22 protein-coding genes are annotated in these 26,730 nt (G+C 58.0%); 14 read left to right on the plus strand and 8 right to left on the minus strand.

The features are described 5' to 3' along the window. Positions 1-209: 209 nt before the first annotated feature. The 3 genes from E2F43_RS07110 to E2F43_RS07120 form a co-directional block, all read right to left on the minus strand. On the minus strand, positions 210-494 hold the full coding sequence (locus E2F43_RS07110) for a hypothetical protein (RefSeq protein WP_238946795.1): 285 nt from the start codon (positions 492-494) through the stop codon (positions 210-212). A 2-nt stretch (positions 495-496) separates the two neighbouring features. Next, positions 497-745, minus strand: coding sequence for a type II toxin-antitoxin system Phd/YefM family antitoxin (locus tag E2F43_RS07115; RefSeq protein WP_133211158.1), 249 nt, complete (start codon positions 743-745; stop codon positions 497-499). Between the two features lie 315 nt (positions 746-1,060). Then, positions 1,061-1,351, minus strand: coding sequence for a DUF1330 domain-containing protein (locus E2F43_RS07120; RefSeq protein WP_133211160.1), 291 nt, complete (start codon positions 1,349-1,351; stop codon positions 1,061-1,063). 183 nt (positions 1,352-1,534) lie between these two features. Between E2F43_RS07120 and E2F43_RS07125 the strand changes: the two genes are divergently transcribed. Continuing rightward, on the plus strand, positions 1,535-1,846 hold the full coding sequence (locus E2F43_RS07125) for a DUF1153 domain-containing protein (protein ID WP_133211162.1): 312 nt from the start codon (positions 1,535-1,537) through the stop codon (positions 1,844-1,846). Between the two features lie 17 nt (positions 1,847-1,863). Further along, positions 1,864-2,523 carry an integrase core domain-containing protein gene (locus E2F43_RS07130; protein ID WP_133211164.1) on the plus strand — a complete coding sequence of 220 codons (660 nt, stop codon included), beginning with the start codon at positions 1,864-1,866 and terminating at the stop codon, positions 2,521-2,523. A 731-nt stretch (positions 2,524-3,254) separates the two neighbouring features. On the opposite strand, the gene E2F43_RS07135 is transcribed toward E2F43_RS07130, so the two are convergent. Both E2F43_RS07135 and E2F43_RS07140 read right to left on the minus strand, forming a co-directional pair. After that, positions 3,255-4,493 (minus strand): phytanoyl-CoA dioxygenase family protein, encoded by a 1,239-nt coding sequence (locus tag E2F43_RS07135; RefSeq protein WP_133211166.1) that lies wholly within the window; start codon positions 4,491-4,493, stop codon positions 3,255-3,257. Between the two features lie 302 nt (positions 4,494-4,795). After that, positions 4,796-7,093 carry an alpha/beta hydrolase gene (locus E2F43_RS07140; protein WP_165954225.1) on the minus strand — a complete coding sequence of 766 codons (2,298 nt, stop codon included), beginning with the start codon at positions 7,091-7,093 and terminating at the stop codon, positions 4,796-4,798. A gap of 477 nt (positions 7,094-7,570) precedes the next feature. Here E2F43_RS07140 and E2F43_RS07145 point away from each other — a divergent pair, with 477 nt between their 5' ends. The 10 genes from E2F43_RS07145 (at position 7,571) to E2F43_RS07190 (ending at position 20,964) form a co-directional block, all read left to right on the plus strand. Continuing rightward, the gene (locus E2F43_RS07145) at positions 7,571-8,032 is read left to right on the plus strand and encodes a cupin domain-containing protein (protein ID WP_133211170.1); all 462 of its coding nucleotides are present in this window, start codon (positions 7,571-7,573) and stop codon (positions 8,030-8,032) included. Positions 8,033-8,227: 195 nt separating this feature from the next. Next, positions 8,228-10,741, plus strand: a complete 2,514-nt coding sequence (locus E2F43_RS07150) for a TonB-dependent receptor (RefSeq protein WP_133211172.1) — start codon at positions 8,228-8,230, stop codon at positions 10,739-10,741. A 130-nt stretch (positions 10,742-10,871) separates the two neighbouring features. Further along, the gene (locus E2F43_RS07155; RefSeq protein WP_133211174.1) at positions 10,872-12,068 is read left to right on the plus strand and encodes a M24 family metallopeptidase; all 1,197 of its coding nucleotides are present in this window, start codon (positions 10,872-10,874) and stop codon (positions 12,066-12,068) included. 12 nt (positions 12,069-12,080) lie between these two features. Beyond that, on the plus strand, positions 12,081-13,055 hold the full coding sequence (locus tag E2F43_RS07160; RefSeq protein WP_133211176.1) for a thiamine pyrophosphate-dependent dehydrogenase E1 component subunit alpha: 975 nt from the start codon (positions 12,081-12,083) through the stop codon (positions 13,053-13,055). After that, complete coding sequence (locus tag E2F43_RS07165) at positions 13,052-14,035, plus strand: alpha-ketoacid dehydrogenase subunit beta (RefSeq protein ID WP_133211178.1); 984 nt, start codon at positions 13,052-13,054, stop codon at positions 14,033-14,035. The genes E2F43_RS07160 and E2F43_RS07165 overlap by 4 nt, the downstream gene beginning before the upstream one ends. Next, entirely contained in the window at positions 14,035-15,945 is a 1,911-nt protein-coding gene (locus E2F43_RS07170; protein WP_238946796.1) for an outer membrane protein assembly factor BamB family protein, read from the plus strand. The genes E2F43_RS07165 and E2F43_RS07170 overlap by 1 nt, the downstream gene beginning before the upstream one ends. Next, complete coding sequence (locus E2F43_RS07175) at positions 15,945-17,111, plus strand: dihydrolipoamide acetyltransferase family protein (RefSeq protein WP_133211180.1); 1,167 nt, start codon at positions 15,945-15,947, stop codon at positions 17,109-17,111. The genes E2F43_RS07170 and E2F43_RS07175 overlap by 1 nt, the downstream gene beginning before the upstream one ends. A gap of 266 nt (positions 17,112-17,377) precedes the next feature. Beyond that, entirely contained in the window at positions 17,378-18,430 is a 1,053-nt protein-coding gene (locus E2F43_RS07180; protein ID WP_165954226.1) for a cytochrome P450, read from the plus strand. A 53-nt stretch (positions 18,431-18,483) separates the two neighbouring features. Further along, complete coding sequence (locus tag E2F43_RS07185) at positions 18,484-18,963, plus strand: nuclear transport factor 2 family protein (RefSeq protein WP_133211184.1); 480 nt, start codon at positions 18,484-18,486, stop codon at positions 18,961-18,963. A gap of 84 nt (positions 18,964-19,047) precedes the next feature. After that, entirely contained in the window at positions 19,048-20,964 is a 1,917-nt protein-coding gene (locus tag E2F43_RS07190) for a pyrroloquinoline quinone-dependent dehydrogenase (RefSeq protein ID WP_133211186.1), read from the plus strand. Between the two features lie 319 nt (positions 20,965-21,283). Here E2F43_RS07190 and E2F43_RS07195 read toward each other — a convergent pair whose 3' ends face one another. After that, positions 21,284-21,646: a cupredoxin domain-containing protein gene (locus E2F43_RS07195; protein WP_133211188.1), complete on the minus strand. Its 363-nt coding sequence runs from the start codon at positions 21,644-21,646 to the stop codon at positions 21,284-21,286. Continuing rightward, positions 21,643-24,129: a heavy metal translocating P-type ATPase gene (locus tag E2F43_RS07200; protein ID WP_133211190.1), complete on the minus strand. Its 2,487-nt coding sequence runs from the start codon at positions 24,127-24,129 to the stop codon at positions 21,643-21,645. The genes E2F43_RS07195 and E2F43_RS07200 overlap by 4 nt, the downstream gene beginning before the upstream one ends. Positions 24,130-24,570: 441 nt before the next feature. Here E2F43_RS07200 and E2F43_RS07210 point away from each other — a divergent pair, with 441 nt between their 5' ends. Continuing rightward, a complete protein-coding gene (locus E2F43_RS07210) occupies positions 24,571-25,425 on the plus strand; it encodes a transglutaminase family protein (RefSeq protein WP_133211192.1) in 855 nt (284 codons plus the stop codon). A gap of 63 nt (positions 25,426-25,488) precedes the next feature. Further along, positions 25,489-25,914, plus strand: a complete 426-nt coding sequence (locus tag E2F43_RS07215) for a YqaA family protein (protein ID WP_133211194.1) — start codon at positions 25,489-25,491, stop codon at positions 25,912-25,914. Between the two features lie 50 nt (positions 25,915-25,964). On the opposite strand, the gene E2F43_RS07220 is transcribed toward E2F43_RS07215, so the two are convergent. After that, positions 25,965-26,669 (minus strand): hypothetical protein, encoded by a 705-nt coding sequence (locus E2F43_RS07220; RefSeq protein WP_133211196.1) that lies wholly within the window; start codon positions 26,667-26,669, stop codon positions 25,965-25,967. Positions 26,670-26,730: the final 61 nt, after the last annotated feature.

Here is a 26,730-nt window from a genome sequence, read left to right on the forward strand (position 1 = left end):
TCTGGTCAGGGCTCAGCATTATCGGGAGCTCAGGGTTAGTGCGTTCGCTGAATGGAGCAGGGTGGTTGCTTGAGAATCAAGGTCGGATTAACGCTGTCTCCAAAAGTTAACTTGCCGATACCTTTTATACTGCACGGCTTCGCAACCAATCTGCTAGCTCCGATTCGTCGACAATGCCTTGCGCCGCCTTCACGATCAGAGCGCCTATTTCAGCCGCGTCGTAATCGAGCGATATGCCATTCAAGGAGAGGCACACGTCCATAGCCGCGAATGCTGTGCGCTTGTTGGCGTCGAAACGCGTGCCCCACGGACAGGTAGCAGGCGTAGCACGCGGCCAGTTCAAAGACGTCACGGATCATGCCGAAGGCGATCCGGTTGTCGATTCTGCCAATGATGGCCTCGATGGATTTATCCCTGGCGATGCCCTGGAGTTCGTGCCCCTCGATAACGAACTCATGAATCTCGACGACATCCAGCGGCGAGAGGAAGATCACGGTTATTTGTCTTTCAGGTAGTCAAGCGTCGGCTTGAGACTGGAGCGACGTTTGCGCAGCAGGCCTGAAACCTCTTTCGGATCAGCAGGGGTAAACACGATTTTCGCAACGGCGGAGGCGGGTACGAAGTACCCCTCAAGCTGGTTGCGATTCAGGATTGCGACGGGTTTGTCACCCGCTTTCTCGATGACTTTTTTAGGGTCCCGTAATTCCGTGAGTGATGCGGTTTTGTTGGTCAGCAGGTTTTCCATAGCAGATTCCCGATGCGGAGGCATTTGCGGGGACTGTACCACCATGGTCAATTTAAATGCATATTTTAATGCGCATTAAAAAACATCTAAAACAGTCCGCAGCGCTAGGGTTACATGGAAGTGCTATTGCGCGTTCCCTTATATTTCCCTGTTAAGTGGGCCGATTAATGGCCGGCGCTCGGAAAATTGTCTATAAAAACAATGAGGTGGGGTGAGATTTAATGCCTGCAGGGTAATTGGGATCAGATGAAGATTAATTCTCAGCTACTGTCGACGGGTGAGCATGTCTTGCTCATCTGACCCCATTTTCCTTTTTTATTCTAATCCCTTCACTAATATAGAGTTCGCTGTGCTTCCGGCATTACGATGCTTCGATATAGCTTGATACTCATCAGATGTCATCCAAGCTAAGGCCGATTTTTTTGATGGGAACTCAATAATCACCGACCGAGTATCATCCCAGTCGCCCATCAATACCGTCGGATCTTCATCAACACTCAATAGCTTGCCGTCGAATTTTTTGAAGACCTCTGAGAAGCCAGCTTCATATTTATCGTACTCACTGCGATCATGTATTTTAAATCTAGCAATTATATAAACGGACATGGTTTTTATCTCCTGATGTTGTATTGATGATAGCGTAAGCGGCGTCAGGTGAACATTAATCCGTGTTCATCTGACCCCAATATCCACTGTTCGTCTGTGAAACGGTTTGCTGATCGTGACCTTGTAATGACCCAACGAATAACTGCACATGGTATGGTCGCCGCAACTGCGGAGGGCATCACCATGATGCAAGAACCAGAAATCAAACGATGGACTGCGAAGCGCAAGGCTGAGCTGATCAAACAGATCTACCGGGGGCAGAAGACAATCCCGGAGGCCGCCAGGGAATACGACCTCACCCAGGCCGAGATCGAGAGTTGGATGGGTGATGCCGAGGCCGGCATGGAAAACGCCCTGAAGGCCAATCCCAAAGACATTGCCGAACAGTACGAAAAGCAGCTCAGTGAGCTGAAGGAAGCGTACGGTGAGGCCATGCTCGAGAACAAATTCCTAAAAAAGTTGCAGCGCCATCTTGCATCGACCGAGGACTCTTAGAGCGGTTCATTGCTGAGATGGCGGAGGAAGGTCACCAGATCGCAGTCAGCAAAGCCTGTGCACTGGCTGGCATGTCGCGCCGAACGTATTACTACAAACCGAAGCGGCGCCGGCCGAAGGTGAATGAGTTTCTAGACCAGCGCATCAAGCGGGTGATTGACGCCTTGCCCTACGCGGGCTATCGCACCGTGGCCTGGCTCCTCGGTGAGAACAAGAACACCGTGCAGTGGATTTTCCAGATCAAAGGTTGGCAGGTCCGGAAGCGCAAGTCCGGCCACCGGCCGCGGGTGCAGTCATTGCTGTCGGCAGCAACCCGGCTGAACGAGCGTTGGGCCACGGAGATGGCCCGGGTCTGGTGTGGCGAACAGCACCGCTGGTGCGCCCTGACTATCCGGTCCGACAACGGCTTGGTGTTCACCAGCCGACGCTACACTCGTACGGTGTATCGGTATGGAATCAAACAGGAGTTCATCCGGTCCCACACGCCGCAACAAAACGGCATGGTGGAGCGGTTGATCCGATCGGTTAAGGAGCAGTGCCTGTGGCTCCATAACTTCGCCTCGCTCGACGAGGCCAGACAGGCACTGGGGGCATGGTTCCGTTACTACAACGAGCAGCGTCCCCATCAGGCCCTGGGCATGAAAACGCCCCGGGAAATTTATAAATTAGCGGCGTGAGTGTGCAGTTTTAGCTGGGTCATTACATCGGCACAGCATAGATCTACATTCCATAGGCTGTCCTTTGCATGACCGAGGGTAGTCAGCCAGGAGGGGCCGCGATCTGCGGGATCTGGTTTGTAGTGGACCGCTAACACACGCCGGACTATGTCCTTGTCCAGGTCTAAACCAAGAGCCAAGTTGTTCTGCTGTGCGATGCGAGTACAGCCATATCGTGGATTTCGCTGTTTCATTTCCACGATTGCTGCGATGACCTCCTCTGACTGTCCTTTCGGCCCTGGCTTCCTTCCTCCACGGGGAGAGTAAAGGAGGTGATACTTCCGTTTCTTCAGGGCTTTGTGAAAGGCGAGTCAGGTGGATGGCTGGATGATGACGGCTACTCGTCGAACCCGTCCGGGGCTCAAGAATATTGATAAGAATCCCAATATCGTGCGATCTTGAGTATTCAAATTCGGCGCTCTCTGGCGTGCTCGGCTGTGAATGATGAGTGGCTGTTTCAAGAGTAGATTCTCGGCAATGACGGTGCGGTATCCACCAGGCCGGAGTAGTTTGGCAAGTGCGGAAGGTCGATGTAAAAGTAGCAAGATCGCGCCGTTCATAGCGACCGACGGTGATATTCAGGTGTCTGTGGTAGCAGGCGCTAAGTGTCTGATAGTATTAGAGAATTACTAATTCTCCAGGCACAGGTTCAGGGCTGTCAACTTGGCGTTCCCCCTGATGGGAGAGTGAACTCAGGTGTCCTGCCTCGCGGCGCCCGCAATCCGGTCCCGCACGTTGGTCAGTTTGGCCCGCGTCGCACGTTGCTTTTCCACCGGCACCTCTTCGATAAAGTCACCCTGCATAAGTGGCTGCTGCAAACCCGTGTAGACAACCTTCCGCGGGCGCTCTATGGGTGGGTAGGCGCGGTGAAGCGTATCGCTGCAGTGGACCGTCAGGTCACCTGTTTCTGTGACCAGCTTGATCGCCGGCAGGTCCAGGCTTGGGTCCCTGCGCGCGGTTTGTACATTGGCCCGGTGTGAGCCCGGCACGATCCCCAGTGCGCCACTGCGCTCGTCTGCGCCGGTGATCGAAATACCAATGGTAAGACCGTTGCAATAGTACGAGTGGCGCCCCTGACCACAATCTTTGTGCCATGGGAGGTCTGACAGGCCGGTCTTGATGTCCAGGGGTTTGATCAGGCCCTCGGCGCCCATGCAGCCGGAATCCTCGACACTACCGACGAGATTGTCCCCGGTGATATTTGCCAGCCATCCCAGTCGCGAGTCCCTGAGCAGTTCAGCCAGCGTAGCTGAGCGCTCATGGAAGCACAGGACGCGCACCGGGTGTTGCACGCCCTGTGAATCCCCCGCCCACCAGGATGCTCCATCATCAGGCTCTGCCCTTGCCAGTGCCTTGTCGAGGTCCGCGGATACGGCCGCCATTTCCTCTTCGGTAAACACGCCACGCAGGTGCAGAAAACCTGCCTGGTGCAGGAAGTATGAGATTTCGTCGCTATCGTCATCGAGTTCAAAGCTGCGACTGAAGTCGAGGTCGCTGCCATCCCTGTCGACGACAGTGACAGCACCGGCTTCATGGACCGGCCGACCGTCGAAAAGCGCGCGAAACACCGGCTCCCACCCGATCCAGTCATCAAAATTGCCACGGGTCATCTGCACCCTGGAGTTCATGGCGAGCCCCATGGTGCTCGACCAGTCCTGCACGAGATCCGAAAGCGCATCGCTGTCTAGGCTCACTGCAGCGCTATCCGATGCATCTCCCTCCTCGACTTGTAGCGCACCATGTTTCTCACGCAGGGTAACGCAGCGGCCGTTCACCTCCAGCGTAAGCTGGGGCAGAGCCTTGTAGCGAAGGCCTCGACCAGCGAGTTCAGCGTGTTGCGACACCGCTTCGGGGATCAGGTAATCAAAGACTGCGTCTCTCTCCAGGCGAACCCGCTCACAGTGGCGACGGGTGCGACAATCTATGGACATGGCGTGACTCCTGCTGGATTGGTCTTATGAGAATAGCATCTCCACCGGCTTAGCCATGGCGCGGAGCCAAACTGGCGCCACAACCGGGCCAGTTGGTCTGTCACGGCAAGAAGTTTTCTGGAGACAGCCTCTGCTGAGACTGCAGCCACCGCTATACAGTCTGCAGTAGTGACAGAGAACCGGCAGTCCTGTCGCAGAATGACGCGAAAGCCGGCAAAGCTTACAATGCTCCCGGGCCGGCATCTAGGTTTCTTCAATGTCTACCGTGGCGTTTTTGTCGGTTGAGATCAGCTACAGATGTTCTATCGTAGGTGATCACTAGTTCTCCGATCATGGGGAACGATACACGTACCACTGGCCTCTGTCTGGTTTCCGGCCAGGTCGCGAGCCAAGGCAGTGATAGTGTATGTGCGGCCATCTCCTTTGCCTGAGCGTTCCGCACGTACCAGAACATTGCCATCCTCGATGACTACAGCGTCTTCCGCGGCAGCGTCGTTACTCACGCCTTCCACCACCAGCTCGGCAACGCCGGAAAGAGAATCCTCCGCCATCGGCGAGGACACTTGCACCAGTTTGTGATTGGCAGGCCACAGGAGGCAGTCTTCATCGGGCAGACCGGTTATCGTCGGGGCGGTTTTATCCACATTGACCACGACCCCCAGACTGGACTGGTTTCCGGCCAGATCGGCAGCAGTGCCGATTATTTCCCGGTTTTCACCCTCCTCGGAAACCGCAACCGGCGGGCTCACCGAGGCCAGTCCCGAGAGCTCATCACCCGCGATAAAGGCGACTGTCAAATCGCCGTTGTGCCAGCCCTCGCTATTGGCCGGCGGATCGATTACGGCACTGATCTGCGGGGGTGTCCTGTCCAGTCGAATGATCAGCGTATCGGCTTCCTCATAGTTGCCGTTGTTGTCGTGCGCATAGAATGACAAAACACTGATTCCCTCCTCGGTGACGATCAGTTGCGCCCGATCACCTGAAACCATGGCCGAGGCGATGTGAGCTCCCGAAAGCGAATAATGCAATCCCTTGACGCCCGATCCCCCCACATTGTCGGTTGCACTGAGCGTGATTAGCACGTCTTCGTTGTGCCAGCCTTCACTGTTGGCGCCGGGGGCCGTGACCGCGGTGCTGGTTGGTGGCGTGGAATCCGGTTCCGGGCCAGCTTCCAACAAAATCTGTTGTGTAATAGTGATCAGATCTGACGCCACCATATCCAGGTTCGGATTGGCCGGCTCGTGGCCCCAGGCAGGCGGGTGCGAGCTCAGCTTTCCAGGGGTTGCCGATGGCGCGCTGACCATTTCAATGAATTTCTGTTTCCGCTGCTCCGGGGTTCCGTCCTGCGCCAGCCCGGGCCAGTCAGAGGCTTTAAGTGCCACAGGAAAGTCCGGCGCTGTGGGGATTCCCCTGAAGCCGACGATTTCACCGTGACCATCCCCCGGGTTACAGTAAAAGTTTGGGTCTCGCGGATCCAGTTTCAACGGCGTGGCGCAGGTTTTGTCGGGATCTGATTCCAGTAGGGCATTCTTCTCCAATCCACGCTGGTAGTTTGGCTCCAGAATGTTATTCGAAAGTGGTGACGGATGGCCGTAATAATAGTCGGAGCTAAAATCGAAGGGAAACACGTTTTCCCGTTGCCAGCGGTGGTAAAGTCGGCGCACATTTGACCCGAAGCTGATGAGCGTACCTGTATCCCTGACAGGGCCACTGAACACATCGCTGCCGCGTGGACAAATGAGGGGCGCCTGACTGAAAGCACTCGGTGGGTGGTTCAGCCAGGGGCCGGACGGACCACAGCGGTATTCTATGAATAACAGTCTATCGTCAAAGTCGCGGCAGAGCCCCAGGGCGTTGCGAATACAGTCCCACACCCGGTAGCCGCGAAAGTCATGGGTGGCGCGCCAGCGGGTCCAGTTATAGGTTTCCGCCCCGGGCCGGGCCTGTAGAGGGGAAAACAGACCCTCCGGTAAACTTCGGTTTCCCACCGGATCCAGGGGCGCAAGCAAATCTATGGCCACCGGGGTCGAAGCGCCCAATCTCGCCACCGAGGCACCGCCCATGCTGTGGCCCGCCACAATAATTACGGCGTTGGGGTTATGACTGCGAATCGCCTGTAACAGTCTTCGGGCATCTGATTGAAACTGGAAATCTTCATTGGGGATGGCTTTGTTAAAGAAATTGCTGTCCAGGGGAATGAAACCGGCTGCGTGAATGCCCGCTAGGCCACCCGGGTTGGCGTCGTCCGAATGCAACGGCCCGGCCATATACTCCCTGAGCAGGTTGTTCCACCAGGCATAATGTACATAGCCGTTGTTTTCGGCGACAAACTTGGCAAAGTTATAGAGCGTCAGTTCGTCGAGGTTGTTATTGCGCTCGTAGCCGCTGGCAATCAGCGCATAGATACGGCAGCCATCCGGCACGACCAATTGGTCGGAGCCCAGATCGACGGTAAAGGTTGTGCCATTACCACACATTTCGTTTTCAAGGGGTCCCTGGGCGGCGGCAGGGGTACTGATACCGGCGCCAAGGCTAATCAACAGACACGTGGCAGTCATCACCAGAAGGGTCAGCGTTACCAGCGAGCGAGGTATCGGCATGCGTAACATCCTTGTGTCAAAGGGGGGCTTACCAGTAGGTTAGTAGAGATCTACTAATTAACACTGCTTTGCCTAGAACGAATTGGAATTAACAAGGAGAAAAGGCTTGCCGGTCATCCGTGGCCGGGCCGCTGCCCACCACGACAGGAGATTGAGGTCGATATCCGCCTGCGTCCAGATCTTGTCACCGATGTCCTCGAACAGCTCGAGAGCTCCATTGGCGCAAGCTCCCGGAATTGGGTCGCGTGACTAAGATTCGCAGAGTGGGTGGCCTGCAGCACGAAGATACGCGACTAACGGCATAAATTGGCTACAGTAAGTGAACGACGAATAAATGGAAGGGACGGCCCGTTCCTCTACAACCGGTTGGTACTGGTGCATCGATGTTATTCACCTGTACATTGACGAAACCTTTAACAAATCGGCGGACGCCAACTCGCCCGACGCGTCATTCCTGACATAAGCTGGAGAAACCCTATGAACAGCGCAGCAAACCCATATATCTCGGAGCAGGGTGATATTCTCGCCAACATCCATACGATGCCCTGGCTCGAGGTGGGCGGGGGAACGCGCTTCAAGGTGCTGCGGGCCTGTCGGGTAACCGGGGACTGGGCATTGTTCGTCAATATGGAACCCGGGGCTGCGTTCCAACCCCATCGTCATCAGGGACCGGGGCAGTTCTTTATCACCAAGGGAGAGCTTCTGTATGAGGTTGGCAGTGCCCCCGAGGGCACCTACGGATTTGAGCCGGTATTTGCCGAGCATTCCAGGGCCCGCTGCGAAGTAGAAACGGAAATGCTTTTTCTGGGTGCCGGCGCTGTGGTCTATTTCAAGGATGACGGCAGCGTGGATTACGTCTTTGATGCCGAGTCGTTGCTCGGTCTTGCCGCGGGCGATGTCGAATTGAACATCGGCAATGAAAACAAAACCACGGGATAATTTGAATTAAGGCGCAATGATTGGGGGCAGGGCTCGAACGCTTGCGCCCGGGCGTCAAAAAAGTATTGCGACGAGCCATATATTGAATTATATTCAAAAAACTAGTGGAGGGTTCGCGTCAGTCTGTTAGTGTGCAAGTAGATATCTGCAAGACAGATTGCGGGATCAAACGATAACTATAAGTGGGAATCTACAATGGTGAGTTATAGCAAGAAGGCCCTGAGTGTGGCTGTCTGTGTTTCTTTGTCGCAACTGTTCGGTGCGGTTGGCGCGCAGGCTCAGAACAATGATGAGAACAGGCTCCAACTGGAGGAAGTGCTGGTCACGGGTACCAAGCGCACGGTGGCCCAGCAGGATCTCTCGGTCGCTGTGACCACGGTTACCGCCAAACAGTTGGAAAATACCTTCCAGAACGACGTGACCGCGCTGTCCGAACTGGCGCCCAATGTGAATCTGACACCACAAACAGGTTTTAACGCCATTGCCGGCGGCATGCGGGGAACCGGGTTCAACTCCATTCTGGTGACCAAGGATGCCTCGGTAGGTATCACTGTGGATGAGTTCGCGTTCAACCACGTGCAGTCCCAGTTCATCGAAATGTTTGATATGGAGCAGGTCGAGATCTACCGCGGCCCGCAGGGCACCCTGTTCGGCAAGAACACCACCGGTGGAGCGATTGCCTTTACCACCAAAAAGCCCGTGTTGGGCGAGTTTTTTGGAGATATTGAAGGTAACTATTCCCAGTTTGCCTCCAATGACTCGGATGCCTACAAGATCAAGCTGGGACTTAACGTGCCCATCGGCGACACCCTCGCTGCGCGCCTCGCTGTGATTCAGGACAACAGCGACGGTTGGTACACTAATGACAAACCGGCGGGCGGCGAGTTCCAGAGTCTGGGCTGTCCGTTCCCGCCTGATCCCGCCGCAGAAGCCTGTAACAATGCCGCCCGGTCCAAGTTTCCCGATGTGGGTCGCGGCGAAGACATTGGCGGTAAGGACGTACTCGCGGCGAAGCTGAAGTTCCGCTGGCAGCCCAACAACTTTTATCTCGCAGACTTGACTTTTGAGTACGTCAAAGACCGCGGTGATACGGTCGCCGCTGTCAATGAGACGCCACTGGCCAATCAGAACGGTGGCGAGGGTTATCTCTGGCCGATCGCCGGCTTCCCGGGCATTGGCGGCGGTGACCCGTTCTCTACCGGACAGTCCTACACCGCAACCAAGGTGGTTGATATTCCCGGCGGCCATAAAATCGACGCCGATGGTATCTATCTGAACCAGACCTTCAGTTTTGACAACTACGAGGTCAAGTGGATCCTGGGCACCAGGAGCCAGGATGAAGTGCTCGCCAGCACCTATACCGGTGAGGCCTACACCTCACAGTACGACGCCAGCAGAAACTCCGAGCGAGACCAGCTGCAAAATGAGCTGCGACTCTCCACCAAATTTGGCGGTCCCTTCAATTTTGTCACCGGCGCCGCCTATTACGAGGATGACGTCGATTTCCTGGTGTTCGGCAACCTGGGGTACTTCCTGATATTCGCTGGTCCCGCCGCTGAATTCTACCGGGACACCTATGAAATTCAGGTGACCTCCCAGGAGCGGGAGAGTATGGCCTTTTACATTGACGGTACCTACGACATTACCGATGCCCTCAAGCTGACGCTCGGCTTCCGCCATACCCAGGACGAAAAAGACTTTACCCGGCTGAGTCTGGGCACCGCGGAAAACCCGGTGAGTAACTTCATCACCCTGGATGAGTTCAAGGGGCCCCACAAAAATCCTCTGCCGGAGTCTGCATTCGGCAATGTTGTCAAGGACGATAAGGACTTCAGCTCCAATACCTACCGCATAGTGCTGGACTACAACTGGACCGATGATCTGATGACTTACGCCAGCTTCGCTACCGGTTTTGTCGCTGGTGGGTTCTCTGAAACCTGCGGTAGTGCGTTCAGCTGCCAGCCCTATGCCAGCGAGGAGAATGAGAACTTCGAGATAGGCGTCAAGGCGGACATGCTGGACGGAAAGCTGCGCTTCAATGGCGCCTTGTTCCACACCCAATACGAAAACCTGCAACGGGATACGGTTATCTCCATCAAGGACGCTGCGGGCAATGACTTCCAGGAAACGGTTGCCCTGAACGAAGGGGAGAGTACCGCGATCGGCCTGGAACTGGAACTCAACTACGTGCCTACGCCCAATCTGCGTATCGATGCCAACCTGGGCTGGCTGGACCATGAGTACGACAGCTATGAACCGGGATATGATCCCGCGACGCTTGGCCTGGTCGGTACGCCGCAGCCCTTTGACTTCTCCGATCTGGAAGTTCCCTACTCACCCGAGTTCAATGGTGGCGTCAGCGTCACCTACTTCCAGGACCTGTCCAACGGCAGCTCGCTGACCTACAACGTGAATGTGCACTACCAGGACGAGGCGGAGATCAATCCGGCTCCCGCGAGTTTCCAGGGCGGTACGATCGCCAATCCGGTACTCAAGCAGAAAGCCAATACCCAGCTGGAAGAGCGTACGCTGCTGAACGCCTACGTGACCTGGGAAGGGGCTGACATACCGCTTGAGATCTCACTGTACGGCAAAAACCTCACCGACGAGGAATACCGTAACTCGGCCAACCCGGTGGCAAATCTCTGGAACTTCACCACCTACGGGGCGCCCCGTGAACTGGGTGTCCAGGTCGGTTACAGCTTTTAGGTGACCCCCATGTCAATCTGAAGCCGGCTTAGGTCGGCTTTTTTTCGCCTTTCGGAGATCGATTTTGTTCGCCACGATAAGGGAAAGACTCAGGATACGATTGGCAGAAGCGGGTGTCGGCGGGCTATTTTTGTCGACTGCAGACAATGTCGCCTATCTGACCGGCTACCAATCGGTGATGGATGGCTGGCACCTGCCTGAGCCCATCTCCGCTGTTTTCCTGCCGACCTCACCAGAGCTGCCCATGACCCTGTTTTTGCCCGAGGCGAGCCTGATAGGCCTGGTGGTGGCAGAGCGGGAAGGACAGGGGGTTGCATTTGACCGACTGCGTACCTTCGATCTGCTGAATTTCTGCGTCACTGCCCGTTCGGAGGATGTGCATCTTGAACTGGCGGCTGATCTGCAGGCCGAGTTGGCGAGGCTTGCGAAGGCGGTCGACGGTGCATGCGCGCCGAATATTGTAGCCGCCGCAGCCGACTGCCTGAAGCACCTGGGTGTGACCGATGAAACGGTGTTGTTCGATGATATGCGCATGGCACAGGCCGCGCAGCAGGCGTGTGGGCAGCGTTGCAGCGATGGCCTGGATACCATGTTCGCGGCGCGGGCAATAAAAACTGACGAAGAGATCGCCCTGTTTCGCGAAAGCGGCGTCAAGGCGGATCGGGTGATGGCATTCACCGTCTCGCAACTGGGCCGGGGCAGAAGCTGGGCAGACGTTGAGAAGGCTGTCGCTCATTTCATGATTGATGAAGATATCGATCCACTGCCCACCAGCCCGATGTTGTTCGGTGGCAGCTACGATGCAATTTTTAAACCCGATTTGTTCCGCACCCGCTTTGACACGCCTTTCTCCGGGGGTGAAATTGCGATCCTGGAAACCCAGGGGCGTTATCGAAATTTTTGGATCGACATCAACCGCACGGCCCATATCGGTGAGGCCACAGCGGCCTACCGCGAGCAGCATGCGATTGTGCAACGCTGCTTCGAGGAGGTGGTGAGCAGGCTGCGACCCGGCGCCAACTCCGCCGAGATTTGTGAACCGGTGCGTTGCGGTCTCGCCCGTGAACTGGACGCGCCGGAGAAGCTGTTGATGATAGTGCATTCCATTGGTCGGGTGCCTCTGGAAAGCCCGGTCGCTTTTCCCTCCACCGGGCTTCACGCTGCCACCGAGGGGTTTGAAATCGAGCCCAACATGGTTCTGAGCTTCGATGCATTGTATTTCGGCAGCAGGCTGGGGCCGTCGCATATGGAGAACGTATTCGTCATTGGCGAGGATGCAACCGAAAGTATCTACAGCTACCCGCTGGAACTTATTGAAACGGACTGACCGGAGCAAATTTTGATTTATTCAACCGAGATGTTGTACCAGGCGTATCGCTCAATGAAGCTGATTCGCGAATTCGAAGAGCGAATGAGAGAAGAATACCAGCGGGGTAAACTGCCGGGCTTTATCCATATGTACCGTAACCAGGAGGCCATCGCCGTGGGTGCCTGCATGCACCTTGGGGATGAGGACTACATCGCCAGCACTCATCGGGGTCACGGCCATTGTATCGCCAAGGGCTGCGATATCGAGGACATGCTGTTGGAACTGGCCTGCAAGCAGGACGGAATCTGCAAGGGAAAAGGCGGCTCCATGCACATTGCCGATATGAGCAAGGGCATGCTGGGGGCCAACGCTATCGTGGGTGGCGGGCCTCCGATCGCCGCCGGCGCCGCCTTGACCGCCCGAACCCTGGGCAATGGCAGGGTCTCCATGGCTTTTATCGGTGACGGTGCCTCGGATCAAGGCACGGTGGCCGAGGCATTGAACCTGGCGTCTGTATTGCAACTGCCGATGATTTTCATGTACGAGAATAATCATTTTGCCGAATTCACCCGAAATCCCAAGCCTGACGGCCGGATTGCCGAGAGAGCGGGTGCCTATGGCATGCCTGCGGTGACTCTCGACGGGACCGATTTTTTCGCGGTCTACGAGGCGGTGGCTGACGCGGTACAGCGCGGTCGCCAGGGACGGGGCCCTTCGGCCATTGAGGCTATCGCCTCGCGCTACTACGGTCATTTTGAAGGTGATGCCCAGCAGTACCGGGACTCAACGGAGCTTGAGTCGTCGCGCATCACCTCCGACCCCATTCCCAAGTTTCTGGCCGATTCCCGGTGCAGCGATCTTGAGACGGCCCGCATCGAGCAGATTGATGCAGAAATTCTGGCGAGCCTTGATGCCGGGGTGGAGCGCGCGCTGGCCGCCGCCGACCCGCTGCCGGAGCAACTCTACAGCGATGTCTATGTGAACTACCGGGGAGAATCCGCATGAGCAAGCTCTCTATCCGTGAAGCGATCAACCAGGTGTTGCATGAGGAAATGGCTCGCGACGATCGGGTGGTGGTTATGGGCGAAGATGTCGCCAACCGGGACAATGGCGGCGTGTATGGCATTACCGCCGGTCTGGCGGAGAAATTCGGTGAACTGAGAGTGATCGATACACCGATCACCGAGTCGGCGATTATCGGTGCTGCGGGCGGTGCGGCACTGACCGGCTTGCGCCCGGTGGCTGAGTTGATGTTCATCGATTTTCTCGGTGTCTGCCTGGATCAGTTGATGAACCAGATTGCCAAGTTCCGCTATATGTTCGGCGGCGGTGCCACCACGCCGGTGACAATCCGCACCATGATTGGCGCGGGCGCAGGCACGGGGCCCCAGCATTCAGCGATTCTATACCCCATGCTGGTCGCCATTCCCGGCATCAAGGTGGTGGCCCCGAGCAACGCCTACGACGCCAAGGGCCTGCTCGCGCAGGCGATCCGTGACGATGATCCGGTGGTGTTCTGCGAGCACAAAGCCATCTACACCGAGGAATGCGAAGTGCCCGACGAGCCCTTTACCATCCCCTTTGGCCAGGCGCGTACCGTATGCGAGGGCACCGATGTCACGGTAGTTGCATTTTCGCGGATGGTGCTGCTGGCGGAGCAGGCTGCGACACAACTGGCCGCCGAAGGCATTTCCGTTGAAGTGATAGATCCCAGAACCCTGTCACCGCTGGATGATGAGGCGATACTGGCCAGTCTGCAGAAGACCGGCAGGTTGGTGGTTGTCGATGAGTCCAATCCCTACTGCAGCATGGCTTCGGAGGTCTCCAGTATCGTGGTGGACCGGGGTTTCGATTACCTCGATGCTCCGATCAGGAAAGTGACCGCGCCGCATACACCCGTGCCTGCCAGCCCCGTGCTGGAACTCGAGTATGTGCCGTCGGTCGCCGATGTGGAGGCCGCGATACGGGAGGTGGTTGCTTACTGATGAACACGGCCGTGCTTAAAATGGGTTTTATCGCCCTGCTGGAAAGGACCGTTGCCAGCCTCCGAGGTGGCGCTTGGCGGCTACTGGCAGCGCTGGCTCTGACGGGTATAGCCCTCAGCGCGCAATCCGCGGTAGATCCTGGCCAGGCGGTTTATCAGCAACACTGCGCCCAATGCCACGAGGGCAATGTGCCCCGCGCGCCTCATAACATCATGTTCCGCATGTCGCAGCCGGAGGAAATTCTGTATGCCCTCACCGAGGGCGTCATGAAGCAGCAGGCGGCCACGCTTAGCGCGCAGCAAAGGGAGCAGGTTGCGAATTATCTGGCAGGCTCCGATGCGGCCGACGTGGACCGTTCAATGCCCATGTGCGCCGGTTCGCCCCCGGTTGCCAGCCCGGGTCAGGGTTTGCTGGGTGCCTGGGGGTTTGACGAGAGAAATCATCGCTTTGTTGATGCAGAAACGGCGGGCCTGCGGCGTGAGGACCTGGCGCGCCTGGAACTCAAGTGGGTGTTCGATTTTCCGGGCGCCAGCCGGGCGCGATCACAACCCACGGTGTATGGCGATGTGATCTTTGTTGGCTCGCAACACGGTACCGTCTACGCCATTGACATCGACACCGGCTGTGTCTACTGGAGTTTCCAGGCGGACGCTGAAGTACGTTCGGCGATCAGTATTGAACCGCCGGTCGCTGGCGCCCCGGTGGTGCTCTATTTCGGCGATGTTGAAGGCAATATTTATTCGCTGGATGGGGCCAGGGGCGTGGTTCGTTGGCGTGCCCACCTGGAAGACCACGCCAATGCCACCATCACCGGTTCGCCCCGCCTGTATGGCGACCGACTTTTTGTGCCCATGTCCTCCCGCGAGTGGGCGACCGCAGCCGACCCGCATTACCCCTGTTGTACCTTTCGTGGCGGTATCGCAGCCTACAATAAAGACAACGGCAAATTGGTCTGGAAGAGCTATTCCATTCCCGAGCAGCCGGTGGACACCGGCAAGCGAAATGCATTGGGTGTGCCCATTATTGCGCCTTCAGGCGTACCCATCTGGAATTCGCCCACGGTGGATGCGGCCAGGGGACTGCTGTATGTCGGCACGGGAGAGTCCTACTCTTCGCCGGCACACCGCAACAGTGACGCGGTACTGGCTTTTGACCTGAAGACCGGCGAGTTGGTCTGGAGCCAACAACTGACGGCAAACGACGCCTGGAACATGAGCTGTTTCATTGGCTCGAGCTATAACTGCCCGGAGGAAAATGGGCCCGATATGGATATTGGTGCCCCGCCGGTGCTGATTTCACTGCCCTCCGGCAAGGACATATTGGTGGTGGGGCAGAAGAACGGCACTGTGTACGGCCTTGATCCCGACAATGAGGGCGCAATTGTCTGGCGGCGAAAAGTGGGTCTGGGTGGCTACGCCGGTGGCATCCACTGGGGTCTGGCGACGGATGGGACTACCGTGTATGCCCCCAATGCCGATACCGATTTTATCGGCCGCTTCAAGGCGGAGCGCTTCCCGGGCGTGTTCGCCCTGGATGCTGCAACCGGGGAGCAGCGCTGGTATACCCGGGCAGTTGAGGATTGTAGGGAGCAGGAAAAGCCCGCCTGTGATGCAGGGGTTTCCGCCGCGGCCACGGCCGTCCCGGGCCTGGTGTTTGCCGGCGGATTCGACGGCCAGTTGCGCATCTACGACAGCGCCACTGGCGAGGTCCTGTGGCGCTACCAGACCAATCGTGAATTTAATTCCGTTGCCGGTCGCCAGGCCCACGGTGGGTCGATCGAGTCCGACGGGCCAGTGGTCTACCGGGGCAATCTATTGGTGAACTCAGGTTACCTGTTCGGTGACCGCTTGCCCGGCAATGTGCTGCTAAATTTCGCCGTGTCCGGCAGCGATGATAAGGAGGCCCAGTAATGCCAAAACTGATTCCCATAACGATTCCCAAGTGGGGAATCGAGATGGAGCACGGCACCATTTCCGAATGGCGTGTTGCGGAGGGTGACAAGGTCGCCAAAGGCGACGAGTTGGTCGATATCGAAACGGACAAGATCGTCAACAGCTTTGAAGCCGCCCATGATGGCGTCCTGTTGCGTATTCTGGCGGAGGAGGGAGATGATCTGGCGGTGGGAACCCTGATAGGGGTCATGGCCAGCGAACAGGTCGCGGAGGATGAGATAGACGCCTTCATTGCCGCCAATTCCCTCGCCAGCCCAGTGGCTGCTGAGGAGGCCGATGCGCGAGCCGATCAGATTGCCGCCACTGCCACAGAGCAGTCTGGGTCTCAGCCTGCCCGCATCTCGCCAGCACTGAGGCGTAAAGCAGAGCGCCTCGGCCTTGACCCCCGGACCATCGCCGGCTCCGGCTACGGGGGCAGGATTTTGCGCGATGATATCGAAGCTGCCCGTGCCAGCGGTGACGGAATGCCGCTGCGACAGTTGCAGGGTGCACAGAAAACCATCGCCGAACGCATGACCCTGGCCAAGCAGAACATCCCGCATTTTTATTTGCAGCGTGATTGCACAATGGAGGCCCCGCTGGCTGCGTTGGATGCACTGCGCGAACAGTCGAGTGCACCCGTCACGATTAACCACTTGCTGGTGCATGCGGTAGCGGGTGCGCTGCGGGCATATCCCTCGCTGAATATCAATGTTCTCCCCAATGGGATCAGGGAACTCGACAGTATTGATATCGCCATCGCGGTTGAAACCGGCGACAGCCTGCTGACGCCGGTGATCAGGGATATTGGCGAAGCTGATATTACCCGGATTGCACAACTGTCTGCGGAAGTCGTGGCGCGCACGCGCAACAAGGAATTAACTGCACAGGATCTCGAAGGCGGGGCCATCACCGTGTCGAACCTGGGCATGCTGGGCGTCGACAGTTTCACCGCGATCATCAACCCGCCGCAGGTGATGATTCTGGCGGTTGGAGGGATCCGGCAACGCGTGGTGTTGGATAATGGCCAGGTGACAGCCGAGCGCTTCTGCTCTTTGTCGTTGGCCTGCGATCATCGGGTGATCAATGGCGCTACCGGCGCCAGATTCCTCGCCGCAATCTGCGAGGGTCTGGATTCGATGTAGTCTGGAGCGGTAGCACACGCCCGTGGTCAGGCATATCTGTGAGAATGTACCTGGTGGTCACGCCAGAGATAAACGATAAGGAGTGACTTGTGGAAACTCTGCTCGACCCCGCTCTACAGTCGTGCCCCTACGCGTATTACCAGCGGCTCAGGGCAGAAAGTCCTGTCTATCGGATGCCGGACACGGGATTCTATCTGATCACGAACTATGAACTGTGTCGCGAGATTATTCGAGAACCGGATATTTTCGTCAGTGGGGTGACCCCCATGAATTTGAATCCCGAGGCCGCTCCAGAGGAGGTCTCGGCGATCTACCGCGACCATGGCTGGATGCCCGCGGCCTCCTGCTCAACGTCTGATCCGCCCCGGCACACGCAGGTCCGGGCACTGCTTTCGAAACTTTTTACAACGGCAAAGGTCCGTTCAATGGTGCCCCACATTCGGGAAACGGCCCACCATCTTGTGGACGGTTTCATGACCGGGGGTGAATGCGAGTTCGTGAATTCCTTTTCCCATCCACTGCCCATGATCATCATCGCTGAGCAAATCGGAGTGTCGACCAGGGACCTCGATACATTCAAGGAGTGGTCAGACGCAATCGTTGAAATGTTTGGCATGATGATCTCAAGGCAGCGACAACTTGAGTGCGCCAGGTTAATTGTCGACATGCAGCATTTCTTCAAGCAACAGATTGACCTGCGCCGTGAGCATCCACAGGATGACCTGCTGACCATTCTGGCGGACAGTCGCTACGAGAATGGCCAGGAAATCCCCATGAATGAGCTGCTCACTATCGTAACCGTGGACCTGTTGGCATCGGGAAACGAAACAACAACGGCAGGAATTTCTTCGGGCACGATGTTGCTGGCAGAACAACCGCAGCTATTGGCAACGCTTAAGGCAGAGCCTGAACTCATTCCTGTGTTTGTCGAAGAAGTGTTGCGGCTGGAATCCCCGGCCCAGGGTATGTTCCGTGAAGTTGTCAAAGAGACCACACTCGGTGGTACTTTCTTCAAACCGGGCGATATTCTGAGTCTACGGTTCGGTGCCGCAAACCGCGATGAGGCAGAATTTCCCGATGCCGACCAGGTCAATCTTCAGCGGGAAAAGCCTGGCAAGCACCTGGCGTTTGGTGTCGGCAGACACCACTGTATCGGTGCACCCCTGGCGCGGCAGGAAATGCTGATCAGTTTTCAGGTGCTGATTCAGCGCCTGGAGGATATCCGCCTGAAATATCCCGCTAAAGCCCATCCCTACACCCCCAGCTTTTTTGGGCGCAATTTGCAGGCGTTGGACATTGAGTTTAAAGCGGCCCGCTGACAAGCAGGCAGCTGGCATCAAAGTGTGCCCACTAACAGAATGGTGTTGTTGACATGGAAAACCAATTCACTGCGTCAGAAGTATCCAGCCTTCGAAGCCTGCTCGACATCGAAGCAATTCGCCGACTGCGGCTGGACTTCTCTCTGGCTATTGATCTGAGAAATATGGACGGTGTTATAGCGCTGTTCACCGATGATGCGCTGTGCGAGTACGGACCTTACGGCACCTGGGAAGGTAAGGAAACAATAGCCAGAAATTACCGGGAAATGTTTGAAGGTGAAACAGTGGACCCACCGTTCACTTCGCAACATATCAACACTAACCACACCGTCGACATCCTCTCTGACACCACGGCAAAGGGCGACTGCTACCTGATTGACCTGGACACCAGCACCCCGCCCGCAGAGAACCCCGTCATCTGCTTCGCTCACTATGACGAAGAGTATCGCAAAGACAATGGTCGCTGGCGATTCTCCCGGTCCAGCCTGAATTTCCTGTGGCCACAGAGACAGGTTTTGCCTGATTATAGCTGATCACAACATTTATACCGAGGCAAACGGATTGAACTGATGACCGATTTCCTGAAGAAAACAAGTCCTCCGTTGCAAGGCCTGGTTATGGCCCTCCTGTTTGCAACAAGCCTGGAACTCGATGCCGGAACCAGCAATTGGTACTACTATGGCGGTGACCCATCGGGCACCCGATATTCCCCGCACGCGCAGATCAACACCAGCAATGTGTCTCAGTTGGAGCTTGCGTGGACATATCACACAGGGGAAATCGAACGGCGCGGCGAGCAACTGGACGCCAACAGTACCCATCAGAATACGCCGGTGATGGTGGGCGATTCACTGATGGTATGCACGCCATTCAACCGTTTGATTGCACTTGATCCCGCCACCGGCCGGGAGCGCTGGGTGTTCGACCCCGAGGTCGATCTGGGGCATCCCTTGCCCCAGTACAATTGCCGCGGCGTTGCCGGCTGGACGGCCAGTCGAGGTGGGGAGGAAGACCGCTGCAAGCAGCGGGTTTTCATGGGGACGAACGACAGCCGGCTGATCGCAGTCGATGCCAAAACCGGGAACCGTTGCCATGAGTTTGGGCAAAATGGAGAGGTAGCTGTTCGTCAACACAAGGCCTTGCAGTTTGCCGGGGAACGAAAAATCGCCTCGGCCCCCGTGGTTGTCAACGATGTGGTGGTCGTTGGCTCCTACATCATGGACAATGTCCGAACTGACGCGCCGGCGGGCACCGTCTTTGCGTTTGATGCCTATAGTGGCAAGGAAGTCTGGCGCTTCGACCCGATTCCGAGGACGCCGGAAAATCCAGCGTACGCGAGCTGGCATGACGACAGTGCGCTCAATGCCGGGGCGGCCAACGTGTGGTCCAGCATGGTTGCCGACCCGCCAAACGACCTGATTTTTCTGCCAGTGGGCTCTGCTGCCCCGGATTTCTGGGGAGGTGCCCGGCCGGGTAACAATCTTTACTCCAGTTCCCTGGTGGCATTACACGGCAAATCGGGGGAGGTGGCCTGGCATTTCCAGTTGGTTCACCACGACATCTGGGACTACGACGCCGCCTCGCCACCGATGTTGATTGATATCGACCGGGGGGGAGAAACAATCCCCGCCGTGGTCCAGAACACCAAACAGGGTTTGTCGTTTGTCTTTAATCGATTGACGGGAGAGCCGGTATTCGGGGTTGAAGAACGGCCGGTTCCGCAGCATGCGCTGCCGGGGGAGTGGCTCTCGCCAACCCAGCCTTTCCCCCTGGCGCCGCCTCCCCTGACTCCGACCCAGGTTACCCCCGACGACGCCTGGGGTTTCACGTTTTTTGACCGATGGCTGTGCCGCCGGAAAATTGCGGGCCTGCGCTCCGAGGGAATATTCACTCCGCCCTCCACCGAAGGCACCATTCAGGTGCCCGGTTCCGCCGGTGGAATGAACTGGGGTGGTCCGGCCTATGATCCCCAACGCCAGCTGATGATTGTCAATACCAATACGGTGGTGCAGGTGATCACCATGATCCCGTTGACGGATGAGACAAGCCATAATGCACCGGTGTTGCATGCCAAAAGTGATGTATCGGCCCCGGAGGGAGCACCTTACGGCGTCCATCGGGAGTGGCTGCTGTCACCCCTGGGTGCTCCCTGCACGGCGCCGCCCTGGGGGGAACTGCTGGCGGTAGATATGAATACCGGTAGCGTTGTCTGGCGGGTTGCTCTTGGCTCGATCGAGAAAATGCTTCCGCTGCGCTTTGAGTGGAACCTGGGAACCCCCAATATGGGTGGACCGATTGTCACCGCCGGAGGACTGGTATTTATCGGTGCAGCGATGGACGGTTACCTCAGGGCATTCGACATTGAAAGCGGGAATGAGTTGTGGAAAGAAGAACTCCCGGGGGGAACCCAGACCACACCGATGACTTACCTGCATAATGGAAACCAGTACGTGGTCATGGTTTCTGGCAGGCACGGTTGGTTCCAGACCCCTTCCAGTGACGCGGTGGTCGCTTACCGACTCTTCTCGCGCTGATTCTGTTCCGACGTCGTGTCCCCCGGTGGTACCGTGCCTGTGACGGGAGCTGGAGAACGGCATCGCGGAGTGGGTTCAGCACTTCAAGCACTGAGCAACATGCGCTGACCGAACAGGTTGCGCTCAATCGTGGTCAATTCCGCAGTAGTGGAAGGAGCGGCTGGCGGTGTTCCTGCAAGGCTGCGATATAAGATTCATTGGCGGTGGCAAGAGAAAGCCAAGTGGAGAGATCGATCTTGCGACCGATCAGCGTATGTTCGAACGCAAAACTGGCGTTGTCGATCCTCGGCCGTTCGATTGCCGCCCCCTCCCCACGGCGCTAATCCACCAACAAGCGCCCCTGATACATCTGCATCTGGCAGGTGAAGCGATACTCACCCGGGGGCAGGTCGTTCAACCTGACGGTGGTGGTCTTGCCCGTCTCCAGGAATTCACTGACCTCCAGACCGTGAAAAACCACCTGCTCCGCGCAGGGCGAGGGGTCGCGGCGGTCAAAGTGCAAGGTCAGCGGTTTTCCCGCCCGGGCGTGCACCACCGAGGGTGTGTAAACCCCCGCGTCAACCACGATGGTCGCTTCCTCCGTCGCCGCAGCCGCCTTTTGCTGGCCGCTCCGGGACAGCCAGAACCACCAGATAATAAGTGCGATCAGGGCACCGCCGATAAGGTTGATGGTCAGGCTCATACTGCATTCCTCTTCGGTTTGAACAGCCGCAGGCGGTTGGCGTTGGTCACCACAGTCACCGAACTCAGCGACATGGCGGCGCCGGCGATCACCGGGCTGAGCAGGGCGCCGGTCAGGGGGTACAGCACGCCGGCCGCCACCGGCACGCCGAGACTGTTATAGACAAAGGCGCCGAACAGGTTCTGCTTGATATTGCGTACAGTGGCGGCCGAGATCGCCATGGCGTCGGCCACCCCGTGCAGGGAGCCGCCCATGAGGGTAATGCCGGCAGACTCGATAGCCACGTCGGTACCCGTGCCAATGGCAAAGCCGACATCGGCCTGGGCCAGGGCGGGCGCATCATTGATTCCGTCGCCCACCATCGCCACGATCCGGCCCTCGCCCTGCAGGGCCTTGACCTCCTCTGCCTTGTCTTCCGGCAGCACCTCCGCGATGACCTGATCCACGCCGACCTGGGCGGCAATGGCATTCGCGCTGGCCTGGATATCCCCCGTGATCATCACCACCGTCATCCCCGCCTCCCTCAGTCGGGCGATCGCGTCACGGGAATCCGGCTTGATCCGATCCGCGACCCCGACAATACCCAGCAGGTGCTTCTCGTCCGCCAGGAACAGGGGCGTTGCTCCCGTTTTCGTCAACGAGGCGCTATCCAGCGAGACCTTAATTCCTTCCTGTTCCAGCCAGCGTCGATTGCCGAGTCGGTAGCGCATCCCGTCGATGACGGCGGTGACCCCCTTGCCATTGAGCGCCTCGAACCGGGAGGACTCCTGCAAAGCGAGGTCACGGCTCTCGGCTTCCCTGAGTACAGCCAGGGCCAGTGGGTGTTCCGAACTGCGTTCCAGGCTGGCGGCCAGTTGCAGGACGGCCTCCTCCTGTTGACCCTCGACACACAGCACTCCGGTCACTGCCGGCTTGCCCTCGGTGATGGTGCCGGTCTTGTCGAGCACGACAGTGTCCAGTTTGCTGCTGGTTTGCAGGGCTTCCCCCTGGCGGATCAGGATGCCGTATTCCGCTGCCTTGCCCACGCCCACCATCACCGACATGGGTGTCGCCAGGCCGAGTGCACAGGGACAGGCGATGATCAATACCGTGGTGGCGCTGATCAGCATGTGGGTCAGCCGCGGGTCGGGCCCGAAGTTGTACCATGCCAATGCCGACAGGATAGCGATGATCATGATGGTGGGCACAAACACCGCGGAAACCTGGTCGGCCAGGCGGCCGATGGGCGGCTTGCTGCCCTGGGCCTTTTTCACCAGGGCAACAATCTGCGCCAGGGCCGTATCCTTGCCCACCGCCGTGGCCTCATACAGCAGCGTTCCGCTGGCGTTGATGGTGCCCGCGCTGACTGTGTCGCCGGGGCGCTTTTCCACCGGCATCGGCTCCCCGGTCAGCATCGATTCATCAATACGGCTTTCGCCCTCGCTCACCTTGCCGTCCACGGCGATCTTTTCACCGGGGCGCACCCGCAACAGGTCACCGGTTTTTACCTGCTCCACAGGGATATCCTGCTCGCCGCTCTCGCGCACAACGCGGGCGGTTTTGGCCCCCAGGTCCAGTAGGCGCCGGACCGCCGCGCTGGTCTTGCCGCGAGCGCGAACTTCGAGTGCCTGGCCCAGGTTGATCAGGCCGATGATCATGGCGCTGGCCTCAAAATAGACGTGCCGGGCCGCCTCGGGGAATACAGCCGGCACCAGTACCACCGCCATCGAGTAGAGCCAGGCGGCACCGGTCCCCAGGGCGATGAGCGTGTCCATATTGGCGTTGTGGTTGCGAAAGGCCTTCCAGGCACCGATAAAAAAATGCCGGCCCGCGGTTGCCAGCACCGCGAGGGTGGCCAAACCCACGACCAGCCAGGCCCACTGGCTGGCGGTGCCCTGATGCACCATCATCTCCCCCCCCAGCAACCCCCATGCCATCAGCGGCACGCCCAGGCCGAGACCCAACCAGGTGTGACGCAACAGCTTGCGGTAGTGGGCGAGTTCGATGGACGCCTGCTCACTGTCATCATCGTTGTCGCCGACTTCGGCCGCACCATAGCCGGCGGCTTCAACCGCTCTGATCAGGGTGTCGGCAGGGGCGCTCCCGGAGACACGTGCCGTTCGGTCGGCAAAGTTCATCTCCGCCTGTTCGACGCCCGGGGTGGCTCGCAGTGCCTGTTCGATGGTGCGAACGCAGGAGGCACAGGTGGCACCGCTGATGTTGAGCGTAATCCCGGCGTGTTCGGCAGGCGCAACGGAGGCGCCTGCCTGCTGACAGCTGGCGGGCTCCTCGGTCTCTTCACGCCCGGGAGCGTAGCCGGCAGCGGCTACCGCCTGCTCCAATTGGTCGTGCGCCAGTTCGCCACTCCCGGTCACCGTCACCGTCTGCTGGTCGAGATCGACCCGCGCATCGCTAACGCCCGGAACTGCCAGCAGCGCCTGGGTGATTTTTCGCGCGCACCCCTGACAGGTGGCTCCGGAAACCTTTAACGTGTGTTCTGCCATAGGTGCCTCCTCTGTGCCCTGACAGGCCCTTCCGGGCCCATAAGGCAATGCTAGACCTTCCAGTCGCTGGAAGGTCAAGGCTCGGGTGAGTGCCTTTTATACACAGATGATGAATTCAATGTTTCGGTACCAGTGATCTGACGCAATATGCGTTTGCGACAGACCGGGATAGTGCGGCTGTGGAATGATATTTTAACGATACTGTGGATGTTATGTTCAGGCTGTTGCTAACGACGTATGATAACGTCCCGGTTAGGCCCCTGTCGGTGTGCGGCGAGCTTGCAGGGCGCCAGCGCACCTTGCCAGGCGCCTACAGAGCGGGATAAGGACACTCAGTGTCTCTCTGCCGTTGGTTCCAATCATCAGGGAAGCCGTCACCAGTACACTAAGTTCAATGTAGGTGATATACCACGCCGCCGGAATTGGATAGCAGGATGAAATATGCAGCGCTACAAAATTCTACACCGCACCTACTATAATTTCTCGGCTGCCGTGCGGCTCGGTCCCCACACCCTGCTCGTACGTCCGAGAGAGGGACACGAGCTGCGCATAGAGTCCGCGAACCTCGAGATCACACCTCCGGCGACCCTGCGTTGGCACCGTGATGTGGAAGACAATTCTGTTGCGATTGCGACCTTCGATTCGGCCACTAGCCAACTGCTGATTGAGAGCGAGGCGATCATTCAGCAACATAACCGCGCGCCTCTCGATTTTCTGGTGGCTGATTACGCAGTCGACTACCCGTTTTCCTATACACCCGAGGACAGGGTCGTACTGGCACCTTACATGAATCTGGCGATGCGTAAGTCGGGCGACACGCTGGATCAATGGCTGGCGACTATATGGCGGCTGGACGACCCGGTCCAGACCTACGCCTTGCTGCAGCGTATTAGCGCCCAAATTCAAAATCAGCTGTCGTATCGACGACGTGAAGAGCCCGGAGTGCAAAGCTCAGTTGAAACCCTGTCTTGCGGTACGGGTTCCTGCCGAGACTTCGCCAATCTCTTCGTTGAAGCAGTCCGTCGTCTGGGGCTCGCTGCGCGTTTTGTCAGCGGTTACCTGAATTCGCCTCCGTCAGCGGTCGATTTCGGTGCAACCCATGCCTGGGCCGAAGTCTACCTGCCTGGCGCCGGCTGGAAGGGTTTCGATCCTACCCTCGATGACGTCGCCGGAACAAACCATATTGCGGTGGCAGTGGCACGGTTGCCTGAAACCGTGCCTCCCATAGCGGGTTCCTTCTTCGGGTCTGCCGCCGCGAGTCTCGATGTTGGTGTTTGGGTTACCGAGCTGTCTTAAACTGCGCTGGTTTCGCGCGCCGGACACCTGCGCCCGTACCGGCGTAGCCAGCGGCCCACAGTGATGGATGCCTACCTGGGACTGTTTTTCAGCGCCTTCCTGGCAGCGACGCTGGTGCCAGCCTATTCCGAAATCCTGTTCGCGGCCCTGATTAACGCGGGCTACGGCCCACTGCTACTGCTGTTTTGGGCTTCCGCCGGAAATTCCCTGGGCTCCGCCGTCAACTGGCTGCTGGGTCGCTACCTGCTGCATTTCCAGGACCGTCGCTGGTTTCCCTTCCAGGCCACGAGCCTGGCCAGGGCGCAGCAGTGGTTCAGAAAATTCGGCGTCTGGTCGCTGCTTCTGGCCTGGATGCCCGTTGGGGGCGATGCGCTGACCTTTGTCGCCGGGGTGATGCGCGTTCCCTTCTGGCTGTTTTTCACCCTCACTGCCATCGGCAAAACGGGGCGTTACGTGATCGTAATGGGCCTGGTGCAGCAGCTGACCTGAGGGCTCCTTCATGATCAGCTCATCCAGTCCTGCAGGTTCGGCCGCCTGTGTCAGCAGGCCAGGAAGACCACCAGGCCAAGCTCCGACGGCCCGAGGTTTTTGACCTGGCGGGGGCGAGTTTCCTCATAAAACCTGAATCCGCCGACAATAGCACGCCAGGATTCGAGATCGAGCTGCAGTTTCCCCTCAGCCAGCGGGGCCAGCAGCAGTCCATGCCCATCCTGCGGGAGTTTAACCACTGCTCCAGACGGCAGGGTGAGAAGATAGCCCTGGCCGCGCCGGTTGGACGCTAATTCGCGGGCGTGGGGTTCATCCCAGGGTGCGAGTTTCGCACGGCAGGCATCGGCTGGCGGCCGGAGAAATTCGAGGCCGACATTGATAAACGGCTTCTCGCCAGTGGCGCCCACGCGGTGCACATAGGGCGCACTATCGTCAGAGTAGGGGAAAAGCACCAGCGTACCGGCGGGCGCGGTTTGTTCCCGACGCTCGCCGGCCAGTGACTCGCTGCTCGCGACAGTATCGCCCACGATCAGCGCCAGCAGGTCGTTCCGGTGTTCATGGTACTGCGTCCAGATGCCCGGCTCGATCCAGTTGGTGTAAATCAGGAACCCTTCGCTGCGGTGCCTGACGACGTGGAGTGGCTCCTCGGTGACCGGAACCACGTGGAGAACGTTCTCTTGCGTTCCTTCCCCGGCCAGTGACCAGGCGGGCAGGGTGGACAGCAGCGTGATCAGCAGTAAACGTATCGCAAGCATAATGGTTGAGGCCTCCGGCGGAAATGTTGAGCCTGATTCTGCAGGTTCCCGGTCAATCACC

Origin of the sequence: Seongchinamella unica, from assembly GCF_004354085.1 — a bacterium.
In the GTDB taxonomy this organism is placed as follows: Bacteria; Pseudomonadota; Gammaproteobacteria; order Pseudomonadales; family Halieaceae; genus Halioglobus; species Halioglobus unicus.